Source organism: Myroides sp., assembly GCF_032073645.1.
Classification (GTDB): domain Bacteria; phylum Bacteroidota; class Bacteroidia; order Flavobacteriales; family Flavobacteriaceae; genus Flavobacterium; species Flavobacterium odoratimimum.
This window is the reverse complement of sequence record NZ_DAMANB010000006.1, coordinates 196,418-221,908: the sequence shown is the minus strand read 5'-3', so window position 1 is coordinate 221,908 and position 25,491 is coordinate 196,418. Positions and strand designations below refer to the sequence as shown.

The following is a 25,491-nucleotide window of genomic DNA, read 5'->3' as shown; positions in this document are numbered from 1 at the left end:
AAACATTATACTTTAAAAATTTAAAAATACTCTAGGTTTATAGGGGTCAAAACATGTAATGGCAACTTTTATCATAATTACTTTTTAGGAAATTTAAATTCCACACTTGTTCCTATATTTTCTTCTGAGTGTACAGCTAATGTACCTTTCATAAACTGTATACGCGATTGTATGTTGTGAAAACCTGCTGACTTCTTTAAGTCTAATTTATTAATATCAAAACCTCTTCCATCATCTTCTACTGTGACAATAATCTCGTGTTCTTCTTCTACCAACTGAATAATAATCTGAGAGGCAGCAGCGTGCTTTATAGCGTTGTTTACTAACTCCTGTATAATGCGATAGACTAACAATTGTTGATCTTGAGATAGAGAATTCGTATAGCTCAAAAATTCGATATGAATATCTAAAGTATCATTAGACATACGTATTCCAAATTCGTCTAAAGCTTCTTTTAAACCATAGTTAACCAATAAATCAGGCATTAAATTATGTGCTACCTTACGAAGTTCTGTGACTGCAGCATCTATCTGATTAATGGATTTATCTAATCCCTGCTTAGCCTGACCTTCTACTTTATCATTTAACTGCGTAAGGTGTAATTTAGTACCTGATAACAGACCACCTAAACCATCATGTAAATCACGAGCCAAACGCCCTCTCTCCTGCTCTTGTCCTTCTAATAGGGCTGTTAAAGTTGATATTTTAGAATTTTGTTTTTCTTGTTCGATAGCTAAATTATGTAACGTATCTCTCTGCTTCATCGTCTTTAGACGTTGTCTATAGGCATATAACAATAAAAACACGACTAAAATAAAGAATATCATAGAAGCAACGTAGAAGGTGTTGAGCTTATCCTTATAAGCTACAATACTCTTATAAGTCAATAAGTCTTTATTCTTCTGTTCTGTTTCTAACTGTGATAAACGTAGTTGCTGAGCATTCTTCTGTGCTTCAAGCTCAGAGAACTTTAATCTGCTACGTTGATTCTCTTCTGTCAATTTTAGATTGCTCAACAGTTGTTCTCTCTGCTGAGCTAAAGCGCTCATCAACTGAATCTTTTGTGTATTTTGATCCGATTGAAACTGAAGTTTGATCAGCTTCTGTTGTTGTCTTTCTTTATCAAACTCAGCTTCTAATTTCTTTACAATTTGTAGTTTATCTTGGTTATAAAGCTTTTTGAATAGGGCTAGATACTCTTGTTGATAGTAAAAAGCTTCTTTATAATTCCCTTGTTCTACATAAATCTCCACTAAGGATTCGTAAATATTCAATTCTATATTGTGATCAACAATACTTGACTTTTGGATAGCTTGTTGTGCTTCTAATAAATATAATATAGCCGCATCACTATCACCATTAGCTAAATGGATAGTAGAAATAATACCATACGAGGAAGCTATATGATCTGCTTGGTCTATTTTCAGAGCAATCTGATTAGCTTTCTTAGCGTATTCTAAAGCTTTCGTACGATAACTATCAGGGAAAGAATATAGGTATAAACTCGCTAAATTATTATTGGCAAAAGATAAATCAGATAAGTTATACATTACGTCTTTATTCTGATTAAAGATGTCTATCGATTGCAAAAAATATCGCTCCGCTAAATCTCTATAATTAATATCTGAAGAATGACTCTCATATAGACGATTATACAGATTCCCCATTTGCATAAAGGTGGTAAACTTTACTTGTGGATCTGACTGTGATAAGGCATATTTGAGTGCCGTTTTAGTATACTTCTCATGTAGTTCCTTCTCTCCTAACTGACCATAAATAACACCTAACTCACTATTAGCAAATGCTTTTCTCTTATTTAATGTTGGCGAACTACTAGCAGCTTCATAAAGCTTAATAGATGATATAATACTGTGTACAGCCTTATCTTGCTTGCCATCTCTACTGTATAACCATCCCTCACAATAAGCAACATAGCCCTTAGTCTCGGTATCGTTTAGCTTTAGGCTATACTGTTTGGCTAATTCAAGGCTTTTTACTGCACCCGAATTATTCTCTCTAATACGCCTATTTACTGCCTCTATACAATATAATATACTTACACTATTATAATCTCCTTTTTTTAAGGCTGTATTGAGGTTCTGGGTGAATACCTGCTCAGCTTTATCATATTGTTTATTCGCATAAAGAGCAGAAATATAAGACACTACCACAGTATTCTGAACTGTTCCAGTACTTACTTCTGCTTTATACTTTTGTTCCCAACTTTCTAAAGATTGAGCAAGCAAAGGCTCTATGGCAGTAGCCAATAACACAAGTGTCAAAAGAGAAACTCTCTTAATGCTCAACTTTAAATGCGATAAGGTATATAAAGATTTCTTCAAAAAATACAAGATATTAGGTATTACGCTCAATACAAATATATTTATTCTGTTTCTTATTGAAATAAATATCTATAAAAGGCTCATATTGTAGTCCTATTTGATATTTAAACTCTAAGTTTTCATCCCATTGCATCGGAGTATCTTCTTCTGGCCAAATCATAGCCCAGCCTCCTGCATATCCATATATTCCCTCATTATGATACATCGGATGACTCTGCATCCATAAGTCTATATAATCGTCATTATAAATAGATTGTAAATCAGATAGATCATCACTATTACAGTCATTATCTATAACCCACTGTTGAACTTCAGCATCTCCAAAATGCATCAAATGCTCGAAGTTTGGGTATACTTGCTGAGTTTTAGTTGTTAGAGCTATGTATTTCTTTAAATCGATTGATTGGATATCAATGGGGTCAAACGAGAATATTTCATCCTTCTCTATTAAAGCCATCCATTGATTTAGGTATTTGATTATAAAGCTGATACTTTCTTCTTCATTGACATAAGCGATTTGCTCATCACCTGCTATTGCTTTTACAAAAAGGTGTGATTCTCTAATCAAAGTCTGCGCTTTCTCTTTTAATTGTTCTAAGTTCATTTATTGTTTTTTAAACTTATATTTTGGCAAAGAAGTCAAACTTTTTCTCTGCTATTAACTTAGGTTCTTGATTTGGATGTTCTTCATATACTTCTATATGGATTACTTTCACATGAGTAGGTATCCTATACTCCTTTTCTTGACTGTAGTTATACCCAGCTATAGAAGCTCCTTCTTTACCAGCTATATGCTTAATATTTACATAGTACTTAAGCGTTATACCATTGCCAAACTGCTCTCCTTGTTCAAAGCGTATCTTAGAAACTTTGCGAATCTGTAATCCTCTAGAATTAATATTCCCTTGTATCCTAAATCGCAACACTTTATCTTCTTTAGAGACTAAAGAAACAGCAGGCACATATCTCTCTGTAACCTCCTGATAAGTGGTATAAATATGTTGTTTACCTGTTTCAGGCACTTCTCTTGTCACTTGTTTAGGTGCAGTATATATCGTTGAGACTTGCAATGTTTGAGCCTTAATCTGACAACCAAATAAGCTAAATATAGATACTAAAATCATAAGGTATTTCATTACTGCATTTTTAAACATATTCACTGGTTAAAAGTAATACTTCTTACCCTATAATAATCTCACTGATAATAGTGGTTTTCTTATTTTACTACTATGTGTATTAAGTAACAAGACCTCTTTATTCGTGATAAAGAGGTCTTATGTATATAAAACGATTAGCTTTAGTCCCTGGAAAAGTTTTATCTGAATCAATTATTCCTTGATAAGCAAACATATCTGTTTTATACTTTTTACCATCTGCAACATTCATTTCAGTTGGTTAGTGACACTAACCAACTGACTATTTTCTTCATTCTTCTAAATACGCTCTACCCGTATAAATATCTATATAATAACTAACTGTTTTATCTTCAAGTTTTACTTGAACTAAACCGTCTGAATAGATGTATTTATAAGCCTTCACACCTATATTTTCCTTCTTTATCTGATTGTAAAGTGTATAATTCTCATCCTTCTCTTTCTGCAAGGCATAAATACCTTTAGCAATATCCAAAGCAAGTATAGAAGTGTACTCAGGCTCTATACTCCATAGCTGTCCTTTTTTATCCCATACCCCATACTTACTATCACTTTCTTTACCTTCTATATTGACAAGATACAATTCATCACTATCGGTATAATACTTTACTGAAGCGACCTTCTGATGAGGTATAACCATTTCTTTAGCAGGCCATACAAGCCTCCCTATTTGATCTGATACCTTAAAACTATCCAAATCAAGTTGTTCTAACACTTGCCCATTTATATCTAAATACAGCCAATCATAAGCCCAAATATCGTGATCATAATTAAAAACACCTATTAAAAAATAAAGAGAATTGTGAATAGAATATACAAGGGTGGCATTCTTTATAAAGGCTACTTGCTCTGTTGTAGCCTTTGTAATTACTTTTGGAAAGGCTTTATCATATTGCGGATATGGGTAGACACTTCCTGTATTTCTATCTTTTAATAACTTAGGAACGATTGGTTCAAAGCGTTCTTGCATCAACTGATCAAGTATAAGGTCTTCATTACCATACTTTATAGTAAGCGTATTAACACCTTTTAAGCCCTGATGTATTGCTTTCTTCTGCTGTATATCATAAATAGAAAAAGAGCCACTAGAACCTTTTATAAATCGCTTATCTGCTAAGGTTATGATGATATCAGACTCTTTTTTCTTTAGGTACTGATTCTTGATTACATAAAGTGTCTCATTCCAATAAATATGCTCACCATCTACTGCTTCAGGATTTAGAGCGTAACTATCTTCTAAATAAGGAACTTCTTTTTGCAGTAAGATCTGTTTGGTTTCAATTACCCCAATCTCTATACTATGATAGGTTTGTTCTTTTTTAATAGCTCCACCTAAGATATTCCACTCCCAATTCCAGATAGGCATTTTTCTCTCGTATTCCCTCTGTTTCTTATAGAATGTCAGCCCATTCACCACTTCTATATCTATCTCACTCTCTCCTACTTCAAGGACTTCTTTTCCATTGGTATCTATAACAACAGAAGCTCCCTTATTATTTATAACCATCGCATAACCTGTCGAAGTATAAGCAGATGCGCTGTTATACTTTATCCCGTTAAAAGGCTTTAAATTATCCTTATTTACATAGATAAAGTCATTCTGTTTAGTTAAAAACGGAATAAGTTGAGAGGGTTCTACTTGAGGCATATTTAAAGAGGATTTGTCTTTTCTCAATTGAGCATAAGTTATGATAGATATCAATATCAGAAGGGTACTTAATACAGCTACTTTCATACTTTTCATTTTTGTATTGGATAAGTAACAATATTAAAGAGATAAGCAAAAGGAGACAATCCCTATTAGTGGGGATGTTTTTCAATTCCTATAGCATAACTATTGTTTTATATTTACTAGAATAGAAGAAGACTTACTTGATTGAATCAAAAAAGGCTACCTTACGGTAACCTTTTTCTTTGTTTGTAGTTTGTAATATGTGTATAAGAATTTTCTTCTTATTTATTTCCTTTAGCGTAGTCAGCTAAGAACTGAGCTAATCCATTATCAGTTAATGGGTGTTTTAAAAGACCTGTGATAGCACTTAAAGGTCCTGTCATTACATCCGCACCTAACTTAGCACAGTTTACGATGTGCATAGTATGGCGTACAGACGCAGCTAAGATTTGTGTTTCAAATCCGTAGTTATCATAGATAAGACGGATATCTTCGATTAATGTTAGACCATCAGTAGAGATATCATCTAATCTTCCAATGAATGGAGATACATAAGTAGCACCTGCTTTAGCCGCTAATAAAGCTTGCCCTGCAGAGAATACTAATGTTACATTAGTTTTGATTCCTTTAGAAGAAAAGTACTTACATGCTTTTACTCCTTCTTTAGTCATTGGTAATTTTACTACGATCTGAGGATTAAGTGCAGCTAGTTGCTCACCTTCTTTAATCATCCCTTCGTAATCTACAGAAATAACCTCTGCACTTACATCACCTTCTACTATCTCACAGATAGCTTTGTAGTGATTTAAAATGTTTTCAGCTCCTGTGATTCCTTCTTTAGCCATTAAAGAAGGGTTAGTGGTAACACCATCTAATACCCCCAGTGCCTCAGCTTCTCTAATTTGATCCAAATTAGCTGTGTCAATAAAAAACTTCATAATCTATATTATTATATTATGTTATGTTGTAACCCAAAAGTACGATATATATTCATCACTAGAGCGATTCTTAGAGAGTTTTTCTAACAATACTTACACCCTTAATCCCTATTCACTGAGTCCCAAATAGTAATGATTTTCCCTTTATTAGCCTTTAATCTTGTAGTGATTCATCAGCATCTTCTCATACACCTTCCCTGGTAGTATTTTTTTGAGGATTAATGAGAACTTCTGCAAAGGCTCCCCTACTTTATACCTCACTTTTGGCTTAGGTGTATTGATCACTTTATGAATAGCTTTAGCCATCTCTATTGGATCTCCACCACTGTCTACATGCTCATCCATCATATCTAATGACATTTGGTAAACTTCTTTATAAGCCGAATTGTCTAATACAGGAGCATGATAGCGCCCTGCCGCAATATTGGTTGCAAAATCACCAGGTGCTACATTAGTCACTTCTACATTAAATGGCTTTAACTCCATTCGCATAGCTTCTGTAATTAACTCAAGAGCACCTTTAGAAGAAGAATAGATCCCTCTAAAGGGCAATCCCATATATCCTGCTATCGAAGTAACATTAATGATTAAACCTTCTTTTCTAGCACGCATATGAGGCAATACAGCTTTCATGACTTCAATTGGGCCAAATACATTCGTTTGGAAGTTATTTAAGATTTGATCAGCAGGGATTTCTTCAATTGGTCCTGTGATTCCTACACCAGCATTATTGATTAATACATCTATTTTTCCTTCTATCGCAATGACTTCTTCTATAGCAGATTGAATACTAGCCGTATCGCGTACATCTAAGCGTACTAAAGGAATTGTTGAATCTACTACTCTCTCAGGATTTCTACTTGTTCCATATACTTTACACCCATGTTGTGTCAAATATTCTCCTACACTCCTACCTATACCAGAAGATCCTCCTGTAATAAAAACGATTTTACTCATTGTATTTCTTGATTTAGAACAAAGATAAAAATATTCAATGAAGAATGCTTACTGTCGCTTTGTTGTTTTCTTTTTCTATTCCCCCAGAACCACCACACCTCCTGCTTCCTGTTCCCGGTTTCCTGTTCCCTGTTCCCTGTTCCCTGTTCCCTGTTCCCTGTTCCCCGTTTCCTATTCCCCGTTTCCTATTCCCCGTTCCCCGTTCCCCGTTCCCCGTTCCCCGTTCCCCGTTCCCCGTTCCCCGTTCCCCGTTCCCTGTTCCCTGTTCCCTATAAACCGTCAACCAAGCAAAACATGCTAATTCTTCTTATCTTTACCCCAAACACTTTAAGACTCACTCATGAATAAAATTATATTAGCTGCTAGTCTATTAGCACTTAGTATGTCAATGACTAGCTGTAAAACAACTAATTCTATTTCAAACAACCAAACAGTTTCTTCTACTTATTGGCAAGAAATATCTGCTGACTCTATGGCTGTAAACCTAAAAGTATTAGCCTCAGAAGAATTTGAAGGAAGAAGAACAGGAGAACCTGGACAAAAAAAAGCGACTGAATATATTACCAACTTCTATAAAAAGAGAAGTATAGCGTATCCTAAACAAGCAGATGGTTACCTACAGCCTGTTCCTAGTGCTTTTATGAGAAATAGCATGATGAGATTAAAGGATAGCGAGAATATTATGGCTTTTATAGAAGGAAGTGAAAAACCTGAAGAAGTACTAGTCATCTCAGCTCACTTTGACCATATGGGAATATTGCTTGACAAAATCTACTATGGTGCTGATGACAATGGCTCTGGCACAGTAGCTGTAATGGAGTTAGCTCGTGTATTTAAAGACCTTGAAAGCAAAGGAATAAAACCTAAAAGATCCATTCTATTCTTACATGTAACAGGAGAAGAATTTGGACTATTTGGATCTGAGTACTATGTTCAAAACCCTATTATACCATTAGAAAATATCGTAGCGAATATTAATATTGATATGATCGGGCGTACAAGTGATAAATATAAGAAAGATGGGGACTATATTTATGTAGTAGGCGCTGATAGATTGAGTAAAGAATTACATCAAATGTCTGAACAATCAAATGCAAACTCAGTCAATATCGATCTTGATTATACTTATAATGATGTCAATCATCCTGAACAGATTTACTATCGTTCTGACCATTACAGTTTCGCAAAGCACAATATCCCTGCTATGTTCTACTTTAATGGAACACATGCTGACTATCATCAACCTACGGATACCTATGACAAAATAGAGTTTGAATTAATGAAAAAGCGTACACAATTAGCTTTTGCTACAGCGTGGACTATTCTAAATGCAGAGCACAAACCTCGTTTAGACTAAATATAACGCTAAATCTCTTTTAGATATGAAAATGATTTGGATCAAAACTATAGATATAAGTTTATTTCTATTGTGCACCATTAATCTGATTCTATGGATCATGCGTGGCTTATACGTTATCGGAACGAATACTTCTGAGACCTTTCAATGGATCTATGAAGAAGCATATACCCCGATGCTATATGCCTTATTTATCCTACCTGTCTTAGTAGTAGCAACCATGATTAATAGAAAGTTCTCAATACAATCCTTTACCTTCCTATCCTTAAAATGTTTAGTGATTAACTTCTTTCTAATCTTTGTGTTAAGGTAAAATGTCTGCCAATGAAGGCAGATTTCACCAGATATGAGAAATCTCCTATCTCTAGAAGTATAAATGAAAAAGCCCACTCGATGAGTGGGCTTTGCTATTATCTATTTTATCACTCCTTTATTAAGTAATAATTCTATCATCTTCTCTGTATCTTCCTTGCTAAACTTCTCTGTTTTTGACTTAAAACCAACTTGCTTAATCTTCCAATCTTTCATTGCTTGATACACAAAATCAACATTAGTTGTTTTTAAGTCTGCATAAATCTTCAATACAGTATTAAACAACTCTATTTTATCAGTCTCCTTATTAATGAAAGGCAAACTATAGATCTGTAACAAGTTATTTATAGCCATAACGAAGTTTTTATTCTCTTTCTTAGAGACAACATCTAATATCTCCTTTTCTTTCTGATAAAGCTTTTTTATTCATACTAAATTTGGTAAGTAACTGTAAATATACCACCTCCCCCTTGACCATACAAGAGGAAAACCATAAAGGCTACGAATAATTAAGTAAAACAGAAAAAACCACACAAAACGAATTGCAATTCGCCTACAGCGTGAATGCCCACCCCAATATCAGGTAATTTACAGACACAACGTATTACCAATTGTGCGTCGTAGGGGCGAATTGCAATTCGCCCACACAACGAATACCTGCACCACAAATACCCACACAACGAATGCCCACATCGTGAATTGTTTGTCCCAAACATTATATGGTATATTGTTTACCCGATTATAAACGGGCGAATTGCAATTCGCCCCTACCTGTGAAATTTATCATCGTGCCATCGTTCAGGATTGGTAATGATATAATTCGATATATACTGATAACTTCTCTCGTCTCTTATAATATGCTCATAGTAATTTCTCTGCCAGATGGTACGGGCGGTTGGGGGCGTTGGGGCGAATTGCAATTCGCCCACACAAAACGAATTACAATTCGTCGCTGCCTTTATTCTTTTTATTGTGGCTATTTTATAACCTCTGACGATAGCCCCGATCGTTTGAGACGGAGATTTAAATCCTTTATTATCACCTGCCTTTGTTTTATTCTTCGCAATCTCGATTATCGCATGCATATGATTAGGCATAATGATAAACTCATGCAAAATCACATTATCTCTCACATTTGCTGTATTCAGCCATTCATCCCTTGCAATCTCACCTATCTCATTCAATGTTAACACCCCGTCTTTGATAGATCCGAAGATATTCTCCCTATCCTGTACACATAGCGTGATAAAGTATAATCCCTCAGATGCATAATCATACCCTTTTAAGCGTATAGATCCCCTTTGTTGATAGTTCATCATCTTATAGTTATTCATAGCCACATAGTTGTTACCTAAATCACCTAATACATTGATTTTAAATATACCACTTTTCTTACTACCCTCAAAAACAAGAAAAAGCCCATCTTCACAGACGGGCTTTTTCATTAAGCACTTCGAATACCTCAAAGTCAAGAGACTTCATCGAACTAAAAATAAGAGTCTGATCTTAGTATTTAATTACTTAGGATAAGTATTCATTATACATTTTGGCATATTCAACAAATCCTTCTAATTTCTCTTGGTTAACCAATTCATCTAAGATATCTAAGGCCAACCGAATAGGGGCTTTCTCAATACAAAATAGGTTACTATCGCATTCTATTCCAGCATAATTAGAGTCTCTTTTCATACCTATCGCCCAATTCTTTAAGAATAAACCTAATGGTATTTCGACTATTTCATGATTTGCCCATCCTTCTTGTCTACATGCATTTGCATAAGCATTCCCCGACCAAAAGCATAACAGTAAAGCCTCTTCCCCCTCTTCGTCTTCAAAATCATTAGAATATAAGAAAGCAAAACCGCGAGGTTCTTTTAAAGCATAGATTATTTCAGTCTCACAGATTCTCTTTAGAAATCCCTTATACTTTGCTTCTAATGTAGCAGTGTCTTTTAACATGTTTTATTTTTTATAATATCTTACTCTAAAAAGTCATGAACTCTTCTTCTAGTATAGAATAAATATTAAATAACTTCAAATAAAGAAGCTTTAAGATTCCTCTCTTGATTAATACCTCTTTATTTCTCCGTCTATTACTCCATTTTTATAATTTACCTCTCCTTTTAATCTTCCATCCTCATAATATCCTTTCATCGCTCCGTCTAAGACACCATCCTTATAGCTTGTTTCGCCTTGTAATTGTCCGTTTTTATAATACTCCTTACTCACTCCATCCAATTCTCCATTCTTATAACTCGCCTCTACTTTTACTTGACCATGCTCATAGTATCCTTTGATAATACCGTGTTCTACCCCATTCTTATACGTCATTTCTATCTCTAGTTGCCCATCTTCATAATACTTCTTAGTCATTCCCTCCAGCTTCCCATGCTTATACGTCATTTCAATTGCAGCTTGTCCATCCTCAAAATAGCTTCTCTTACTTCCCTCTAGCTTTCCATCCTTATACGTTTTCTCTAGCTCTAGCTTTCCACTTTTATAATATTCCTTAAAACTGCCATCCAATACTCCATTCTTATAGTTTGCCTCAGCTTTTACTTGTCCATCCTCATAATAGCGTTTAGTTATTCCATCTAACTTTCCTTGCGTATAGTTTTCTTCTAAATCTACTTCTCCATTGGCATAATAGCTCTTTGCACTTCCTGTAAATACCTCTTTTGAATTCACTTCATACATCACGCCATTACGCTCTTGAAGATCATTGATATGAACTTCTTTTTTAGCACAGTTTATGAATAAAACTGAAATAAATAAAATACACAAAACTCTTTTCATACTTACTTTCTTAAAAATCACATCGAAGAATCTATTGTTCTCAACAACAAAAATAGCCTTATTCTTATAAATAAATCACAAATTGTCTCAATCTATTTACAACCTTCCTAAACTAAAAAAAGCCCACGAATTAACGTGAGCTTTTATATTTATAAAGAGATATACTATTTCTCGAATTCTTTTAATGTTTTAGTAATAATACTTACACAGTCTAATAACTGCTCTTCGTTCATTACTAATGGCGGAGCGAAACGGATGATGTTACCATGCGTTGGTTTTGCTAATAATCCGTTGTCTCTTAATTTAAGACAGATGTTCCAAGCTGTATCACTTTCTTCAGTATCGTTGATGATAATAGCGTTTAATAAACCTTTACCACGTACTAAAGTACAGATATTACTAGTAGCAATATACTTGTTAAGCTCCGCTCTGAATAATTGTCCAAGTTTCTCAGCGTTATCCGCTAATTTCTCGTCTAATACTACATCTAGAGCAGCCATAGCTACAGCAGCAGCAGTAGGGTTACCTCCAAAAGTAGAACCGTGTTGTCCAGGTTTGATTACATTCATAATCTCATCATTTGCTAACACAGCAGAGATAGGATATGCTCCTCCTGATAATGCTTTACCTAATACGATGATATCAGCTTTGATATTTTCGTGGTCGATAGCTAACATTTTACCTGTACGAGCGATACCTGTTTGTACTTCATCTGCAATGAATAAAGCATTGTGCTCCTCACATAACGCTTTAGCAGCAGTTAAATAACCTGCGTCTGGTACATAAACTCCAGCCTCACCTTGAATAGGCTCAACTAAGAAACCTGCAATAGTTCCTTTGTTAGCTTCTAAAGCTGCTTTTAAAGCTTCTACATCATTATAAGCTACACGGATAAATCCGTCTGTATAAGGTCCGTAGTTTTTACGAGCATCAGGATCGTTAGAGAAAGAAATAATCGTAGTCGTTCTTCCGTGGAAGTTGTTCTCACATACGATGATTTTCGCTTGATTCTCAGCAATACCTTTTACTTCATAAGCCCATTTTCTACAGATTTTTAAAGCAGTCTCTACAGCTTCTGCCCCAGAGTTCATCGGAAGAACTTTATCAAAACCAAAAAGCTTAGTGATTTTCTCTTCGTATAATCCTAATTTATCATTGTAGAATGCTCTAGAAGTCAATGCTAGTGTACCCGCTTGATCAGCGATCGCTTTAACGATAGCTGGGTGGCAGTGTCCTTGGTTTACAGCAGAATATGCTGATAAAAAATCATAATATTTCTTACCTTCTACGTCCCATACATATACTCCTTCTCCTTTAGATAATACTACTGGTAGTGGGTGGTAATTATGTGCTCCGTATTTATTTTCTAGCTCAATAGCATGAGCTGAAGTCATTTTGTTCGACATTATAATTGTTTTTGTATTGTTTTTGTTCTCGCAATTTAAATCTTTTTTAGTGAAATCTAAAATTAATATTTGTTAGAATTAAGTCAAAAACAAGCTTTACTTTTGACTTAATTTAAATTTATCACGTCTACTATTCCCAATTCCTTAATAAAACTCTCATCATGGCTAACAACTACTAAGGTTCCATTAAACTCACTTAAAGCTTTAGTTAAACTCTCAATACTAATAATATCTAAGTTATTCGTAGGTTCATCTAATAGTAACACATCTATCTCTGAAGCTAAAATAGTCAGATAACACAACACGAGCTTCAGTTTCTCTCCTCCACTAAATGTACTTATCTTATTTGTCCATAAGCCTACCCCTATTCCGTACTGAAATAATAGATTGCGAAGATCCGCCAGAGAGTGTTTCCCTTTATTAGCCAGTTCTAACTGATCTATAGGCGTTAAACTATGATCTAGTAAAGAGTAAAATTGATCCAAATAGACCACCTTAGCATCTGCACGGTATAATTCTCCTGTAGTAGGTAGATAAATTCCTTGTAACAATTTAAACAGCGTAGACTTACCAGAACCATTCTTTCCTTTGAGCAAGATTCTATCTCCGCTCATGATTTTAAAGTCAAGATTCGTCTTAAATATTGGAGCAAATGCAGGAGAATAACGATAGTTCATTTCTTTAGCTTCCCATAACAACTTCCCTTTATGCAAAGTAGATTGGGGAAAACGAATAGCAAACAGTTTATCTCGTTCTAATTGGGTTCTTAATTCTAATAATTCAGATTGTATTCCCTCTTTCTTTTGTTGGTGAACATCCTGTAGCTTAGCTACGCTGTTCTCTGTTTTATTGCGCATCGCATTAATAACAATCTTTGGAAGACCTGCTTTTTTCTCTGCTTTTTTGTTCTGAGCCTTATCTTTACTTATTTGCTCTGTACGTTTAATATCCGCTTTTTTAGCATCTTTCATTTCTTTAGACAGATGATCTACTTTACTCTGGATACCTTGTAGACGCAGTTCTTTTTGTTCTTTGTATAGGCTGTAATTCCCTCCATACTTAAACACTCCATTAGGTGTTAGCTCAAAAGTAATAGGCATTAACTCAAGTAATACCCTATCATGGCTGACAATAACGATAGTACCTTTAAACTCTTGTATATACTTATAGAATAATTCCTTGGTTTCTAAGTCTAAGTGATTAGTAGGTTCGTCTAATAACAGTGTGTCTGCCTGACTTAGCATCATCTTCGCAAATAGAACCTTCGTCTGCTGTCCTCCACTCAGACAATCCATCGTAGTATCTGGTGATATCGTCTCTAATCCCCAATACGCTAATACCTTAGCGATCTGTTCTTCTATGTCCCATTGATCATTAAGTACTTCGTAGTCCTGTTCTTCTACAGAACCCGCTAGTATAGCACGGAGTGCCCTAACCTTATCAACTACCCCTACTGCTTCATAAATAGTGTGAGATTCAACTAATTGTTTATTTTGTGGCAAGTAGAATACTGTCCCATTAATATGAATAGCAGGTTCCGCTAACTCTAATTCTCTAGCGATTAGTTTAAGTAATGTTGTTTTGCCAGTACCATTTTGACCGATGATACTAACCTTCTCTCCTGCATTAATAGATAAACTAATATTTGTAAATAAAGGTGTCTTATCTGCGTGATAATAAGATAAATTTGATATAACTATGCTCATAGTCTTTTAAAATTTAACCCAGAATAAGTAATAGACCAATAAACGAAAAGTAAGTATACAAAATAGGTCTGAATTAGCGATACAATCATACTGTAGTATGGTTTTAGAACTAATGAAAGAGCTATGAAGTAGAACTGCTTTATAGTATTTGGCTGAGGCTGATTCTTGGTTTACTGCTGTGAATAATCCATACGTGGCCCGTACACCACTCCTCACGGTCAAAAAATATGTATTTACACGATACTAAGTATTATGACAACACAAGACTGTTGTCAATTTATAAAGATGATAACCACTCGTCGGACTGAAGTTTGTCCTTTTATCTATTGGTTATATATAACCAATCTTTACTTAGTTGTGTACATTTAGACTATTATTCGTTAATACTGATGCAAATGTATATCTACTTTTAGTTTTAAACAATTATTTGAACGATATTTTTATTAAAAAAGGCTGTTTGACTAAAAAGGTCTTATACCTAATTGTATAATAATGTTGTTTTAGAATGATGTAAGTACCTGTACGTAGCTTGCACTTTCTAGGGGATTCCTTACAGTTTTCTAGCACTTTGCTTGCCTAGAAGGTGGTTTTCTCGAAGAAAGGTGCAAGAACCCCTCAAGCAATCCTCTAGCAGGTCAGAACAAAACTGTCTTTTCTTTAATCAAAATCAGATTAAAAGTTTTTTTTATTCTATGTTTACAGTCCTATAATCAAAAAATATGAGTAATAAAGAATTAACAAATAGATATGGATCACTAGCTTCATGGGTGTATCATATCGATAAACCTATTGGAAGATCCTTTGGAGATGTAGAATACTATAGTGAAAGATTAAAAAACACAGAAGGAGTAATCCTAGAACCTGCATCTGGAAATGGAAGAATACTAATCCCTCTATTAGAAAAAGGATTAAAAATAGAAGGGTTTGACGCTTCTGCAGCAATGCTTTCTTACTGTGAGCAAGAATGTAAACAAAGAGGTCTCAATGGTATCTTTAGACAAGAAATGTTTAATACCTTCACCTCTACTACCTCTTATGAAGCAATTATAATCCCTGCAGGGTCATTTCAGCTTATAACGGATACTGATGAAGCTATTGAGGTATTAAGACGCTTTAAATCAGCTCTAAAAGAAGGTGGCCGATTAATAATAGACTTATCTCCTTTATCTGCATTAGCAGAAGCTCCTATGCTAGCTAGACAGTGGAATGTAGATAATGGAATGCTTACACTGACAGAATCTAGAGTAGAAACATCTTATCTTAAGCAGACTACTATATCCCAATTGAGATATGAGCATTGGGATAATGAGAAAGGGTTAGTTAACTCTGAGATAGATCTGTTCTCTCTTCGCTTCTGGGGAGTAAAAGAATTTGAACTAGCCTTAAGATCTGTTGGTTTTACAGAGATTACCATCAGTAGTAATTACAATTATTTAGAAGAAATTTCAGAAGAAACACATACGCTAACTTTCGAAGCGAAATAGGTAAAACAAACAGGGAGGTTATCATCAGGATAAACTTCCTGTTTGTTTATACTAAATGCCGTAGGCAAATAATTCTTAATTTTAAATTCCTAATTCCCAATTAATTTGCGGTCTTTATCGTACATCCCTACCAAAACGCTATTCCCGTCTTCATCTACGCGTAGTCCACCATATTTAGCTTGTTCATACTTCTCTGCATCCCCCTCTTGAAAGAAGAAACTCTCTGCCCCAATATTAAATCTCCAGCCTTCATAGTTAAAGTATTTGATGTAAACTTGATTAGCTTTCTTCTCTCCCATTTCATTGATCATCTTCACCAGACTCCCTACATTATCCTTATCTAAAGACAGTAAGACATATCCACGCTTATTCAATTTGCTCTTTTCTACAGCCTCCTCAATATCGTTCACAGCTCTAGCTGATAGTTCTTCTTCTGTAGTTGTAAGAATCTCATTTTCACTAACAGGTGTTATTGAATCTAGAATACTTTGATCAAAAGTACTTGTTCTAGTTGATATCGCATAGTTAAGACTCATATAATCTCCTTGCATTAAGGATCTAGGATCTACAGGAGCTAATTCTAGCAATACGAATTGCCCCTCTTTTATTGTCTTTTCCTTTTGTAATACTGCTTTTACAAAGAAGATACCAATAAGTACAAATACAACTAGGATAATTATGTTCTTCTTATTTTTCATTTGTCTGTCCCTCACCTTTTTGAATTAAATAATAGATACCTAAGAATAACACTCCTATGCCCATCATAGATAGAGATTTCTCTAATAAAGAGATGCCTAAGTCATAATAAAACATGCCCATTGCCCAAATTAGAGTTGCAATACTTAAAGCAAAACCTACTTTATATTGCCTTTTAAAGCTCCAAAGCATCAATAAAAATGCAATACCAAATGCTGGATAATTAAATGCTACTAGTACATTAAAGATAAGGACTAAGCCATAAGCCATCACTTTAATGCTGACTTGAGTTACTTTCATTTTATTTAGTACTAAATAAACCGTTGCTACTACTAGGGCTAATATGGTAATAACTAAAAAAAGGTGAACTCCTCTATATTCACTAAAATAATAATAACCATACTTCATAGTAGAAGCAATAATCCCCATTACAAGTGTATAGCAAAAAGAAGCAGTAAAAACAGCTAAATATCTATCTCTTATCAGTTTATTTATTGTTCTTAATCCTTGTTCTTGCCAAAATAAATAAACAGTGAACAATAGTACAATAGCTAAATAAATATGATAGAAAGTTTCTATTTCTAATTGAAATAATATTACGTGAATAGAGACTAATACACATAAGCTACTCAAAAATGCTATAATCTGATTATTATAAAGTAGCAATGTGATTCCGCCAGTAATTAACATAATCAGACCTGCTAAATCTGTAGCTTCTGCTAGTCCAAAGACTAAAAAAGCATATCCTATAATAAATAAAGAAACAGCAATACTATCTGTTACAGCGCTGTCTTTACTTCTATTCAATGCAAATGAGCCTACTAAAAACAGTAATCCCATAATACTTAAAAAGGTATTATTAGAAAACAAATCACTCGATATCAAAGCAATAAACCCCATAAATAGTCCTAAACCTATAAGACTTCCTATTACTGATATTACTCTAATTATAATTGACTTAAGCGCTAATTTGCTTTGTGCCACTTGTAGGGCATCTTGCTCTACTTCTACTCCTTTTTGGATTAAAGAAGTAACTATATCTTTAAATTGATTACTGTTCATTGCTCCACACTTTTTTCTGGTTTATAATCAACTTCACAATTCCAAAAGTTCCTCCTATACAGTATAATGCATATAATAATAACGAAGCCTCATTGATATCAGCAATCTTGATAATTAAAGCAAATACAATAGCAAATACAGAAAGTAAAAAATAACTATACAACAATAAATCCTTAGCTTTTCTACTCCATAAGAAGCTTCCAATAAACCAAGCGATAGAAGCTATTACTAGCATATATAACCCTCTTAAATCAGCTTTAATATAGCGGTCTGTACTTACAAAAATAAAAGTAATAATACCACTAGTTGCAACTGAAAAACAGGCTAAAGAAAGTAGTCCCGTATAATATCTATCCAATTTATAATTCGTTTTTTTGGCTAAATATATAGGTGTTAAATATAATACTACATTCAATAGTAAAAGAAATAATCCACTATAGAACAATAGATCATCACTCGTTACTTGTAAGAAATAAAGAATCAAAGCTGTGTTAGCTAGTACAGCATAAAATAACCACTGAGGAGAGAATCTGCTCAATACTGTCCATAGTGTAATAGCTAATACCCACATAAAGAAGAGATCGTAAGCATTAGCTCCTGTCTGATACACTTGACCATATACAGCTAATAACACCCCAACTAATATACTCGCACTTAACAAACTAACCTGTTTTACAACAGCATTCAATTTAGGGTACACAGCTCCTATAACACTGATAGTTAAAAGAGTGAATACAAGTAAAAACTTGATGTTTTTATGTAGGTCTGCCCAATTGTATGCAAAGAAAAATACTATACCTGACAGTAAAAACCCTGCTCCTAAGGCTAGTGTCAAATACTTGACAAACTTCTGCCAATCTGTAATATTAGCATAACTCTTCTGTTCTAACAATTCTCCTAACTGAGAATCAGAGAGTGAGCTATGCTCTTTTAGAAGGTATAAATCTCCCTTATCAATCTTTTCTTTCATGCTTCTTTTTATTTTCTCAAACGTAATACAATTTATTGAAAGTTGTATTACTTCACCTTAGAATACACCCTAGATTGCTCATAGATTAGCTGAAAAAAGGGAGATACTATCACATGGTATTCTAAGTCGCAAACGAAAAAAAGACAGTATCTAACCAATTAGATACTGTCTTTTTTATAATTATTTTTTAGAAATTTATACTGTCTCTAAAATCTGAGCAGCGTGGTCTTTAGTCTTTACTTTACTAATCACATCAGATATAACTCCTTCTTCATTAATCACAAACGTCATTCTATGAATACCGTCATACGTACGTCCCATAAATTTCTTAGGTCCCCATACACCGAAAGCATTTAATACTTCTTTCTCTTCATCAGCCAGTAATGGAAATGGCAAGTTATTCTTTTCAATAAATTTCTGTTGTTTAGCAGCTGAGTCAGCACTAACACCTAGTAATTCAAATCCCTTTGCTTTTAACTCTGCGTAATTGTCACGCAAGTTACAAGCTTCCCAAGTACATCCTGGTGTACTTGCTTTTGGGTAGAAGAATACTACTAATTTCTTTCCTTTATAATCACTTAACTGATGTACTTTTCCTGATTGGTCTAATGCTTTAAACACTGGAGCTTTTTGCCCTACTTCTAATGTCTTCATCTTCTTCCTAATTTAATTGATTACGTAAAAATAGGAGAATTTATAAGAACTATCAAGGCATATCCTATAAACTCTCTCTATCATGTGATTATTCTTTTAATATTATTTTGCCAAATTGATTAATAATTTTGTCCTCTACCATCATCTTCTGAATCACATGTTGAATCACTTGATCCATCTGACTTCCTAATTTAGTAAAATCAAAAACTCTTCCGATAGCTTTAGTTAAATCTTCATGTGGCACACTAAAGTTAGTTTCTAGTAACTCTATTATCGCTACCTCTATCTCCTCAGGACAGATGTCTTCTATATTTCTCTTTTCTATAGTATTTTCTCTATAATGAGTCAACCCTCTTTTATAAAGATCTTCATTCCAATAAAACTCTTGATAAGAGAGCACACTAGTACAATTAGGAATCTCATTAATCAATTCGACTAAATATGCCTGCAACTTCGTACCAGTACGAGAAATATTCCATATAGTCATCATTTTTTTTAACAAGTAGTTCTGACTAATAGGTCCTTCCGTCTGAATAATTTGATACAATTGATTCTGTACTAGATTTCTATTGTTTTGAAGGTATATTGTCTCAGAGTTACCATCCGCTATAGCATTAAAGTTAGCAGATTCATAAGGCCTTTGTCTAGATACAGCCGCCTTATCAGTCACTTCGATTAAATGTTTGCTAATAAAATCACTTGATCCTGTCTCCATCTCCACTTCTTCAGCCTTCTGATAGGTCTCATCTATCTTAGCTTGTAAATCTTGTAGAATTAACTCCTTATTCTTAAACCAATCAATCGTCCATATGCGGTATATATTCCATCCAAGTCCTTTTAATACACCAGGAATTAATAATTCTCTATCATTGGTTGTTTTTGCGTTGTAGTAATTTAATCCATCTACTAGGATTCCCATTACATACTCATTCGGATTATTCTTATCAACGACACCTATATCTAATCGATAACTTGACGTTCCAATATTCGTTTTAACATCAAATCCATTCTCTTTAAGATAAGTAGCAATGGATTGAATCAATTTATCACTTTGTTTAACAGATTCACTCTCAGCAATATTTACATATCCTTTTTCTGCAAAGTCTAAGAAATTCTTCAATCCCTTCACTCCTTCTGCATTAGTACGTCTAAGGTCTATCTGATCCCCTTTAAGCGAAGAGAATATCTTCATCTCATACCTCGCTCTAGTCACAGCTACATTAAGACGTCTCCATCCTCCATCTCTGTTTAACGGTCCGAAATTCATTGATACCTTGCCTTCTTCATCAGGGCCATACCCTATAGAAAACAATATAATATCACGCTCATCTCCTTGTACATTCTCTAAGTTTTTGATAAAAAGCGATTCTGAAGCTCCTAGCATTTTCTCCTCTACAGCAGGGTTCTTGATCAGCATATCTGACAACATATCTTCTATCAAGGTCTGTTGAGTTTGACTAAAAGTCACTACACCTAGAGACTTAGGTTTTATTTGACTATAGTGCTGTTTTATATATTCAACGATAGCTATAGCTTCTTTTTTATTTGTACGAGACTTTCCTTTCTCATACATCCCCCCTTCTATAAATTCAAAAGTTACTTTCTTATCCAAGTCATCCTTAGACGGGAAAGTCAATAACTTATTGTCATAGAAATTAGCATTACTAAACGATATCAAACTCTCGTGCTTACTTCTATAATGTCTTAACAAATACTTAGACGGTAATGACAGAGCCAAACAATCATCTAGAATACTTTCTAAATCTTCTAATTCTAAATTATCTTCATCTACCTTATTAGAAGCAAAGAAACTAGTCGGAGGCATCTGCTTAGGATCTCCTACGATAATAGCCTGCTTAGCTCTAGCTAAGGCACTAATAGCCTCGGCTGTAGGTAACTGAGAAGCCTCATCAAAAATAACCAAGTCGAAATGCTCTGTACTAACATCAAAGTACTGTGCTACCGAAATAGGACTCATCAGCATACACGGCTTTAAGCGAGAAAGTAAATTAGGCATCTGATCGAATAGTTTTCTCAAACTCAACCCTCGTCCTCTACTGCGAATAGCACGTTTTAGCATTCCTAATTCTGAACTCTGAATAGAGTCAAAGAATGATCTCGGAATACGACTACTTAATTTTAATACTAATTGACTCTTATTTAATTCGGTATACTCATTGTGAATATCGTGATACTGTTTGATTAGAGTCTCATATATCTTAGCGTCAAAACCACTAAGTGCAAAAGAGTTACTTACTGTTTTAATAAATAAATTGATGTGCAATATTCGCTCTAGCTCTACTTCTAGATTGTCCTTTTCTATTCTACCTTGTTCTAATAAGTCAATAAACCAATCTAGTTCAAGCTTAGTTCCCTCTTCTCTATAGACATTATAGTTAATCCAATCACTTAACTTATCAAGGTTAGCTAAGATACCGTCAACTTCATCACTTAAAGGTGCTGTCGAAGAGAATGCCTGAACATCGTGGTATTTTACCATAAATGTCTTTAAGAATGTCGTAATCTCGGAGATTCCTCTTCTTACATTTTGGTTTCTATAAAAATCTAATAACCATTTATCTATTCCATAATAACCATGCTGTTGAGCCAGTTTAGAAAGTCCACTTAGGTTCTCTATTTCTGTATAAATAGCTTCAAAGTCTAATCTATCATTAGTATAGTAGATTTTAGACAGTCTATTAATATCCCTGTAATTAGAGTCCTCACAGCTTAGTTTTAACCTCTTGAAGTCATCTAATTGATTAAACAGAAGATTAACATCATGCTCCGATTTAATCTTTGCTTTAGAATATCCATTTAAGAAAGACTTTACTTTTCTCTGCTTAAGCCATTTAGGCAAGAACCAAAGATGTTTAGATTTATTCCACTCTTGTTCTTGAAGTGATAGATCTACTTCAAGTATTTTCTTATTAAATTGTTGAGTAATTGAATCCTCTATGCGTATACACTTCTGATGTAACTCCATCCACTTGTGTAACAGAGAGAATTGATTAGCATCAAAGTATAAGTCAATTAATTCATAAGATAAATTGCTCTTAGCTAATAATTCAAACATCGTCTGTAAACTATTAGCATCAATTCTTTTATCAGACAAAAGTTTAAAGTTAAACTCTGCACTGATTTGCTCATATTCACGAGCTGTATATTTATAATCAGACAGTACAGTCTTAACTGTACTCTGGATATCGTATTTATGTTCTTTTATCGTTAAAGAACGCAAAGGATGTGACAAAGGGCTCTCTATGCGCTGACATATAGAGGCAAATTGTACTATCCAATCCTTCCAACTTGTATAAGTAGACTGTGTAATCTCATTTAAATCAATATCTACAAGTAAATCGCTATTAACAGCCACATGGTTAAGCTCTAAATAGGCTATGGTATCATATAAACTCCATCCAATACTAAAACGTTGATGTAGCTGAGTTATATACTTTCTCAACTCTGCTTTGCGTTGATCTATCCTATTGGAAGCTTCCTTGAAGTCATAGTTACCCTTATATTTTGGCACTTCTAATGTAGCTTCGAACTGCGCTAATACATCAGATTTACGTGTTTTATTAGAATGCAATTCCAAACAGAATGGTCCTAGTCCTATCTTTTCTAATCGATGGTGTACTACATCTAGTGCAGCTTTTTTAGCAGCTACAAATAAGACCTTTTTACCATTTGCTAATGCATCTGCAATGATATTAGTGATCGTCTGAGACTTACCAGTACCTGGAGGCCCGTGTAAAACAAAACTTTTATTAGCATGTGCATTTCTAACTGCTTCTAATTGAGAATTATCAGTAGAGATAGGTAATGTCAATTCTGATGATGTCAATTGCTCTAACTCATCATCATTACTATCGAGTACTTCTATTGATTCTGACAGACTACCATTCAATAAACTATTAACAATAGAGCTCTTTTGAATCTCATCTGCATACTTAGAAATATCTTGCCATAAAATCAATTTATTAAACGAAAAAGTCCCTAAGATAATCTGATCTAATACATCCCAACCTTTTAAATCTATTATCGTCTTTCTAACTAAAGCAAGAACTTTAGGTACATCAACACCTAAATCATCCATCGGCAAATCTTCTAGGGCAGTCATATCAAGTTTAAACTCTTGACGTAAATACTCTAACAACGTGATATTAATCATCGTTTCCTCGTCTCTCCCTCTTAGTACAAACTTAGAGTTAATAGACCTCCTATTAAGCTCCACAGGCACTAATAATATAGGGGCATATCTTACTGTTTTCTCAGATTTGGGTTCATACCACTTAAGCAATCCTATCCCTAGATATAGGGTACTCTTACCATTTTCTTCTTCAGCTAATTTAGAATTTCGATATAGATTAACTAAGATATTATCTAAGTCATACTCATTGTAGTAACTATATAGTCTATTATTCTTAAACTCTGAATTTACTACTTCGAATAGCTCTTCTGATGAATGTAATGGTGGATAATATAGATTGTACTTATTTAATATCTCTTGCTGGCTACTTCCTTGTATAGTATACGCTTTACCTTCCGCTAAAGAATCTTCTAAATCACTTACATTTACATCGATTAACTGTAGAATACTCTTAGTAAATCGAGTATTTAAAAGATTGTTTCTAAGGGATAAATCTAATAGCTTCCTCTCCCAAATACGTTGTTTAGATAAAACAGTTCCTTCTCCTAGTTCTAAATCACTAAAAGCATTAGACTGAGCAAATCGCTTATCTATACTATCTTTTTTTCTACTAATTTCAAAATCGTGGTTCTCAATAAACTCTCCACTACTCTTTCTATATACTGGTAAAGGTAATACATTATTGATGCGAGAAGTCTTAACGTCAATAGACAAGATAAAATCAGAAGCTTGTAACAGCTGAGTTTCTGCAGATGCCATTGCTTCTTTAAGTGTAAAAGTAGCCCCCTTACAGACCATGGTAGATTCTATAACGATAAGTTCACTGATACTCGTTGCTGCACGTTTAGTAATCGCTGTCTGATCATAATTAACCATAGAATCAAATCTATCATCTACTAACCAAACACCAACAAATATGTGCCCTCGTGTCAAAATAAGAATAGGATTTAAGTCTATCGCTTCTAAACATGCTGCAAAGAGCAATGTTATATCCATACAGTTACCAAACTTGGTCTCTATCACTTGATCTAATAATCGAATACGCTGGCCTGTACGCTCATAACTTGGTGGCAATGCACTATATACTAAATCCATACTTTGTATAGATCGGTAAATAGCGGATACCATCTGTAATACGCGTTCACGACTACCTGACTGATATCCTTCGAAGGAAGGAACTAATTTATTCTTCTCTAATATTCTAACAGCATTAGACTTAATAGGGTAAATAGCATCATGATTAGGTAAGATATACGACGCTAATAATTGTGGAAAAAGCTCCACTCCCCCAAAGTAGTCTATAGGTAATACCTCTATTTGGAAGAAAGTCTCTGCTAATACTTCGTCATCTAACTTTAAAGCTATCTGAACCGTATCAATATCTTTCTCTACTACATTACGTATAAAATGTAGATTATATTTAAAATCAAACTTCGTTATGGTATAAGCCGTATTAGACTCTAAGCGTTCAATAGGCACAACATTATCCTCAAAAAAACCTAGTTGCGATGAGATGTGAACTTTAACCCCTTCATAACTTTCTTCTAGATTATCTATTAGGATACGTTGTATAAAGTGATATTTCTGAATACAAAAAGTATAATTGAAGTAACTATACTTCTGTACTGATAATTTTATTGATGTATTTTGTTCCATAGTGTCACAATTATGTCTTCCAAAATAGAGCATTCCTACTCTACTTTTTCACAACAACTGTCAATTTCGTAATTCTTAAGAATTTTCTAAAGTAATATATTTTTACATACTAATTAACAAAATAAATAAAATATACTTTAATCACGAAAAATACAATAAACACCATCCTCAAATAG

General features: G+C 34.0%; 21 protein-coding genes. 3 read left to right on the top strand and 18 right to left on the bottom strand.

Going from position 1 to position 25,491, the window contains the following annotated elements:
• Positions 1-77: 77 nt before the first annotated feature.
• The 7 genes from RT228_RS07010 to RT228_RS06980 all read right to left on the bottom strand — a co-directional run bounded on the left by RT228_RS07010 (position 78) and on the right by RT228_RS06980 (position 7,063).
• Positions 78-2,372 carry an ATP-binding protein gene (locus tag RT228_RS07010; RefSeq protein WP_006258893.1) on the bottom strand — a complete coding sequence of 765 codons (2,295 nt, stop codon included), beginning with the start codon at positions 2,370-2,372 and terminating at the stop codon, positions 78-80.
• Positions 2,356-2,946 carry a hypothetical protein gene (locus RT228_RS07005; RefSeq protein WP_006258894.1) on the bottom strand — a complete coding sequence of 197 codons (591 nt, stop codon included), beginning with the start codon at positions 2,944-2,946 and terminating at the stop codon, positions 2,356-2,358. Before RT228_RS07005 ends, RT228_RS07010 begins: the two co-directional genes overlap by 17 nt.
• Before the next feature lie 16 nt (positions 2,947-2,962).
• Positions 2,963-3,478: a hypothetical protein gene (locus RT228_RS07000; RefSeq protein ID WP_006258895.1), complete on the bottom strand. Its 516-nt coding sequence runs from the start codon at positions 3,476-3,478 to the stop codon at positions 2,963-2,965.
• 118 nt (positions 3,479-3,596) lie between these two features.
• Entirely contained in the window at positions 3,597-3,728 is a 132-nt protein-coding gene (locus RT228_RS06995; protein WP_006258896.1) for a hypothetical protein, read from the bottom strand.
• A 39-nt stretch (positions 3,729-3,767) separates the two neighbouring features.
• Positions 3,768-5,231: a hypothetical protein gene (locus RT228_RS06990; protein ID WP_006258897.1), complete on the bottom strand. Its 1,464-nt coding sequence runs from the start codon at positions 5,229-5,231 to the stop codon at positions 3,768-3,770.
• Positions 5,232-5,449: 218 nt separating this feature from the next.
• The gene (gene fsa / locus RT228_RS06985; protein ID WP_006258898.1) at positions 5,450-6,106 is read right to left on the bottom strand and encodes a fructose-6-phosphate aldolase; all 657 of its coding nucleotides are present in this window, start codon (positions 6,104-6,106) and stop codon (positions 5,450-5,452) included.
• Between the two features lie 147 nt (positions 6,107-6,253).
• Positions 6,254-7,063 carry an SDR family oxidoreductase gene (locus RT228_RS06980; protein WP_006258899.1) on the bottom strand — a complete coding sequence of 270 codons (810 nt, stop codon included), beginning with the start codon at positions 7,061-7,063 and terminating at the stop codon, positions 6,254-6,256.
• A gap of 340 nt (positions 7,064-7,403) precedes the next feature.
• Here RT228_RS06980 and RT228_RS06975 point away from each other — a divergent pair, with 340 nt between their 5' ends.
• Together RT228_RS06975 and RT228_RS06970 are read left to right on the top strand one after the other, a co-directional pair.
• Positions 7,404-8,420, top strand: coding sequence for a M28 family metallopeptidase (locus RT228_RS06975; RefSeq protein ID WP_006258900.1), 1,017 nt, complete (start codon positions 7,404-7,406; stop codon positions 8,418-8,420).
• Between the two features lie 25 nt (positions 8,421-8,445).
• The gene (locus tag RT228_RS06970) at positions 8,446-8,733 is read left to right on the top strand and encodes a hypothetical protein (protein ID WP_006258901.1); all 288 of its coding nucleotides are present in this window, start codon (positions 8,446-8,448) and stop codon (positions 8,731-8,733) included.
• A 101-nt stretch (positions 8,734-8,834) separates the two neighbouring features.
• Here the strand turns inward: RT228_RS06970 and RT228_RS06965 are convergent, their stop codons facing one another.
• From RT228_RS06965 to RT228_RS06940, 6 genes are all read right to left on the bottom strand, one after another.
• On the bottom strand, positions 8,835-9,086 hold the full coding sequence (locus tag RT228_RS06965; RefSeq protein ID WP_006258902.1) for a hypothetical protein: 252 nt from the start codon (positions 9,084-9,086) through the stop codon (positions 8,835-8,837).
• 413 nt (positions 9,087-9,499) lie between these two features.
• Positions 9,500-10,177: a transposase gene (locus tag RT228_RS06960; protein ID WP_006258903.1), complete on the bottom strand. Its 678-nt coding sequence runs from the start codon at positions 10,175-10,177 to the stop codon at positions 9,500-9,502.
• A 76-nt stretch (positions 10,178-10,253) separates the two neighbouring features.
• A complete protein-coding gene (locus tag RT228_RS06955) occupies positions 10,254-10,691 on the bottom strand; it encodes a DUF2750 domain-containing protein (protein ID WP_006258904.1) in 438 nt (145 codons plus the stop codon).
• A 108-nt stretch (positions 10,692-10,799) separates the two neighbouring features.
• A complete protein-coding gene (locus RT228_RS06950) occupies positions 10,800-11,528 on the bottom strand; it encodes a toxin-antitoxin system YwqK family antitoxin (RefSeq protein WP_230486158.1) in 729 nt (242 codons plus the stop codon).
• A 164-nt stretch (positions 11,529-11,692) separates the two neighbouring features.
• Complete coding sequence (gene rocD / locus RT228_RS06945) at positions 11,693-12,934, bottom strand: ornithine--oxo-acid transaminase (protein WP_006258906.1); 1,242 nt, start codon at positions 12,932-12,934, stop codon at positions 11,693-11,695.
• 107 nt (positions 12,935-13,041) lie between these two features.
• Positions 13,042-14,640, bottom strand: a complete 1,599-nt coding sequence (locus tag RT228_RS06940) for an ABC-F family ATP-binding cassette domain-containing protein (RefSeq protein WP_006258907.1) — start codon at positions 14,638-14,640, stop codon at positions 13,042-13,044.
• A 719-nt stretch (positions 14,641-15,359) separates the two neighbouring features.
• Between RT228_RS06940 and RT228_RS06935 the strand changes: the two genes are divergently transcribed.
• The gene (locus RT228_RS06935) at positions 15,360-16,124 is read left to right on the top strand and encodes a class I SAM-dependent methyltransferase (RefSeq protein WP_006258908.1); all 765 of its coding nucleotides are present in this window, start codon (positions 15,360-15,362) and stop codon (positions 16,122-16,124) included.
• Positions 16,125-16,213: 89 nt separating this feature from the next.
• Here RT228_RS06935 and RT228_RS06930 read toward each other — a convergent pair whose 3' ends face one another.
• The 5 genes from RT228_RS06930 to RT228_RS06910 form a co-directional block, all read right to left on the bottom strand.
• The gene (locus tag RT228_RS06930) at positions 16,214-16,822 is read right to left on the bottom strand and encodes a GDYXXLXY domain-containing protein (RefSeq protein ID WP_006258909.1); all 609 of its coding nucleotides are present in this window, start codon (positions 16,820-16,822) and stop codon (positions 16,214-16,216) included.
• A complete protein-coding gene (locus RT228_RS06925) occupies positions 16,812-17,882 on the bottom strand; it encodes a DUF4401 domain-containing protein (RefSeq protein ID WP_006258910.1) in 1,071 nt (356 codons plus the stop codon). Before RT228_RS06925 ends, RT228_RS06930 begins: the two co-directional genes overlap by 11 nt.
• Entirely contained in the window at positions 17,872-18,852 is a 981-nt protein-coding gene (locus tag RT228_RS06920) for a DUF2157 domain-containing protein (RefSeq protein WP_006258911.1), read from the bottom strand. The genes RT228_RS06925 and RT228_RS06920 overlap by 11 nt, the downstream gene beginning before the upstream one ends.
• A gap of 195 nt (positions 18,853-19,047) precedes the next feature.
• Positions 19,048-19,506: a thioredoxin-dependent thiol peroxidase gene (gene bcp, locus RT228_RS06915; protein ID WP_006258912.1), complete on the bottom strand. Its 459-nt coding sequence runs from the start codon at positions 19,504-19,506 to the stop codon at positions 19,048-19,050.
• Between the two features lie 88 nt (positions 19,507-19,594).
• Positions 19,595-25,315: a DUF3320 domain-containing protein gene (locus tag RT228_RS06910; protein ID WP_286398803.1), complete on the bottom strand. Its 5,721-nt coding sequence runs from the start codon at positions 25,313-25,315 to the stop codon at positions 19,595-19,597.
• Positions 25,316-25,491 lie beyond the last annotated feature (176 nt).

Bases quoted from the DNA above. Each gene is read 5' to 3' on its own strand.
- RT228_RS07005 (WP_006258894.1), bottom strand. From the start codon at position 2,946: ATGAACTTAGAACAATTAAAAGAGAAAGCGCAGACTTTGATTAGAGAA.
- RT228_RS07000 (WP_006258895.1), bottom strand. From the start codon at position 3,478: ATGAAATACCTTATGATTTTAGTATCTATATTTAGCTTATTTGGTTGT.
- RT228_RS06995 (WP_006258896.1), bottom strand. From the start codon at position 3,728: ATGAATGTTGCAGATGGTAAAAAGTATAAAACAGATATGTTTGCTTAT.
- RT228_RS06990 (WP_006258897.1), bottom strand. From the start codon at position 5,231: ATGAAAGTAGCTGTATTAAGTACCCTTCTGATATTGATATCTATCATA.
- fsa (WP_006258898.1), bottom strand. From the start codon at position 6,106: ATGAAGTTTTTTATTGACACAGCTAATTTGGATCAAATTAGAGAAGCT.
- RT228_RS06980 (WP_006258899.1), bottom strand. From the start codon at position 7,063: ATGAGTAAAATCGTTTTTATTACAGGAGGATCTTCTGGTATAGGTAGG.
- RT228_RS06975 (WP_006258900.1), top strand. From the start codon at position 7,404: ATGAATAAAATTATATTAGCTGCTAGTCTATTAGCACTTAGTATGTCA.
- RT228_RS06970 (WP_006258901.1), top strand. From the start codon at position 8,446: ATGAAAATGATTTGGATCAAAACTATAGATATAAGTTTATTTCTATTG.
- RT228_RS06965 (WP_006258902.1), bottom strand. From the start codon at position 9,086: ATGGCTATAAATAACTTGTTACAGATCTATAGTTTGCCTTTCATTAAT.
- RT228_RS06960 (WP_006258903.1), bottom strand. From the start codon at position 10,177: ATGAAAAAGCCCGTCTGTGAAGATGGGCTTTTTCTTGTTTTTGAGGGT.
- RT228_RS06955 (WP_006258904.1), bottom strand. From the start codon at position 10,691: ATGTTAAAAGACACTGCTACATTAGAAGCAAAGTATAAGGGATTTCTA.
- RT228_RS06950 (WP_230486158.1), bottom strand. From the start codon at position 11,528: ATGAAAAGAGTTTTGTGTATTTTATTTATTTCAGTTTTATTCATAAAC.
- rocD (WP_006258906.1), bottom strand. From the start codon at position 12,934: ATGTCGAACAAAATGACTTCAGCTCATGCTATTGAGCTAGAAAATAAA.
- RT228_RS06940 (WP_006258907.1), bottom strand. From the start codon at position 14,640: ATGAGCATAGTTATATCAAATTTATCTTATTATCACGCAGATAAGACA.
- RT228_RS06935 (WP_006258908.1), top strand. From the start codon at position 15,360: ATGAGTAATAAAGAATTAACAAATAGATATGGATCACTAGCTTCATGG.
- RT228_RS06930 (WP_006258909.1), bottom strand. From the start codon at position 16,822: ATGAAAAATAAGAAGAACATAATTATCCTAGTTGTATTTGTACTTATT.
- RT228_RS06925 (WP_006258910.1), bottom strand. From the start codon at position 17,882: ATGAACAGTAATCAATTTAAAGATATAGTTACTTCTTTAATCCAAAAA.
- RT228_RS06920 (WP_006258911.1), bottom strand. From the start codon at position 18,852: ATGAAAGAAAAGATTGATAAGGGAGATTTATACCTTCTAAAAGAGCAT.
- bcp (WP_006258912.1), bottom strand. From the start codon at position 19,506: ATGAAGACATTAGAAGTAGGGCAAAAAGCTCCAGTGTTTAAAGCATTA.
- RT228_RS06910 (WP_286398803.1), bottom strand. From the start codon at position 25,315: ATGGAACAAAATACATCAATAAAATTATCAGTACAGAAGTATAGTTAC.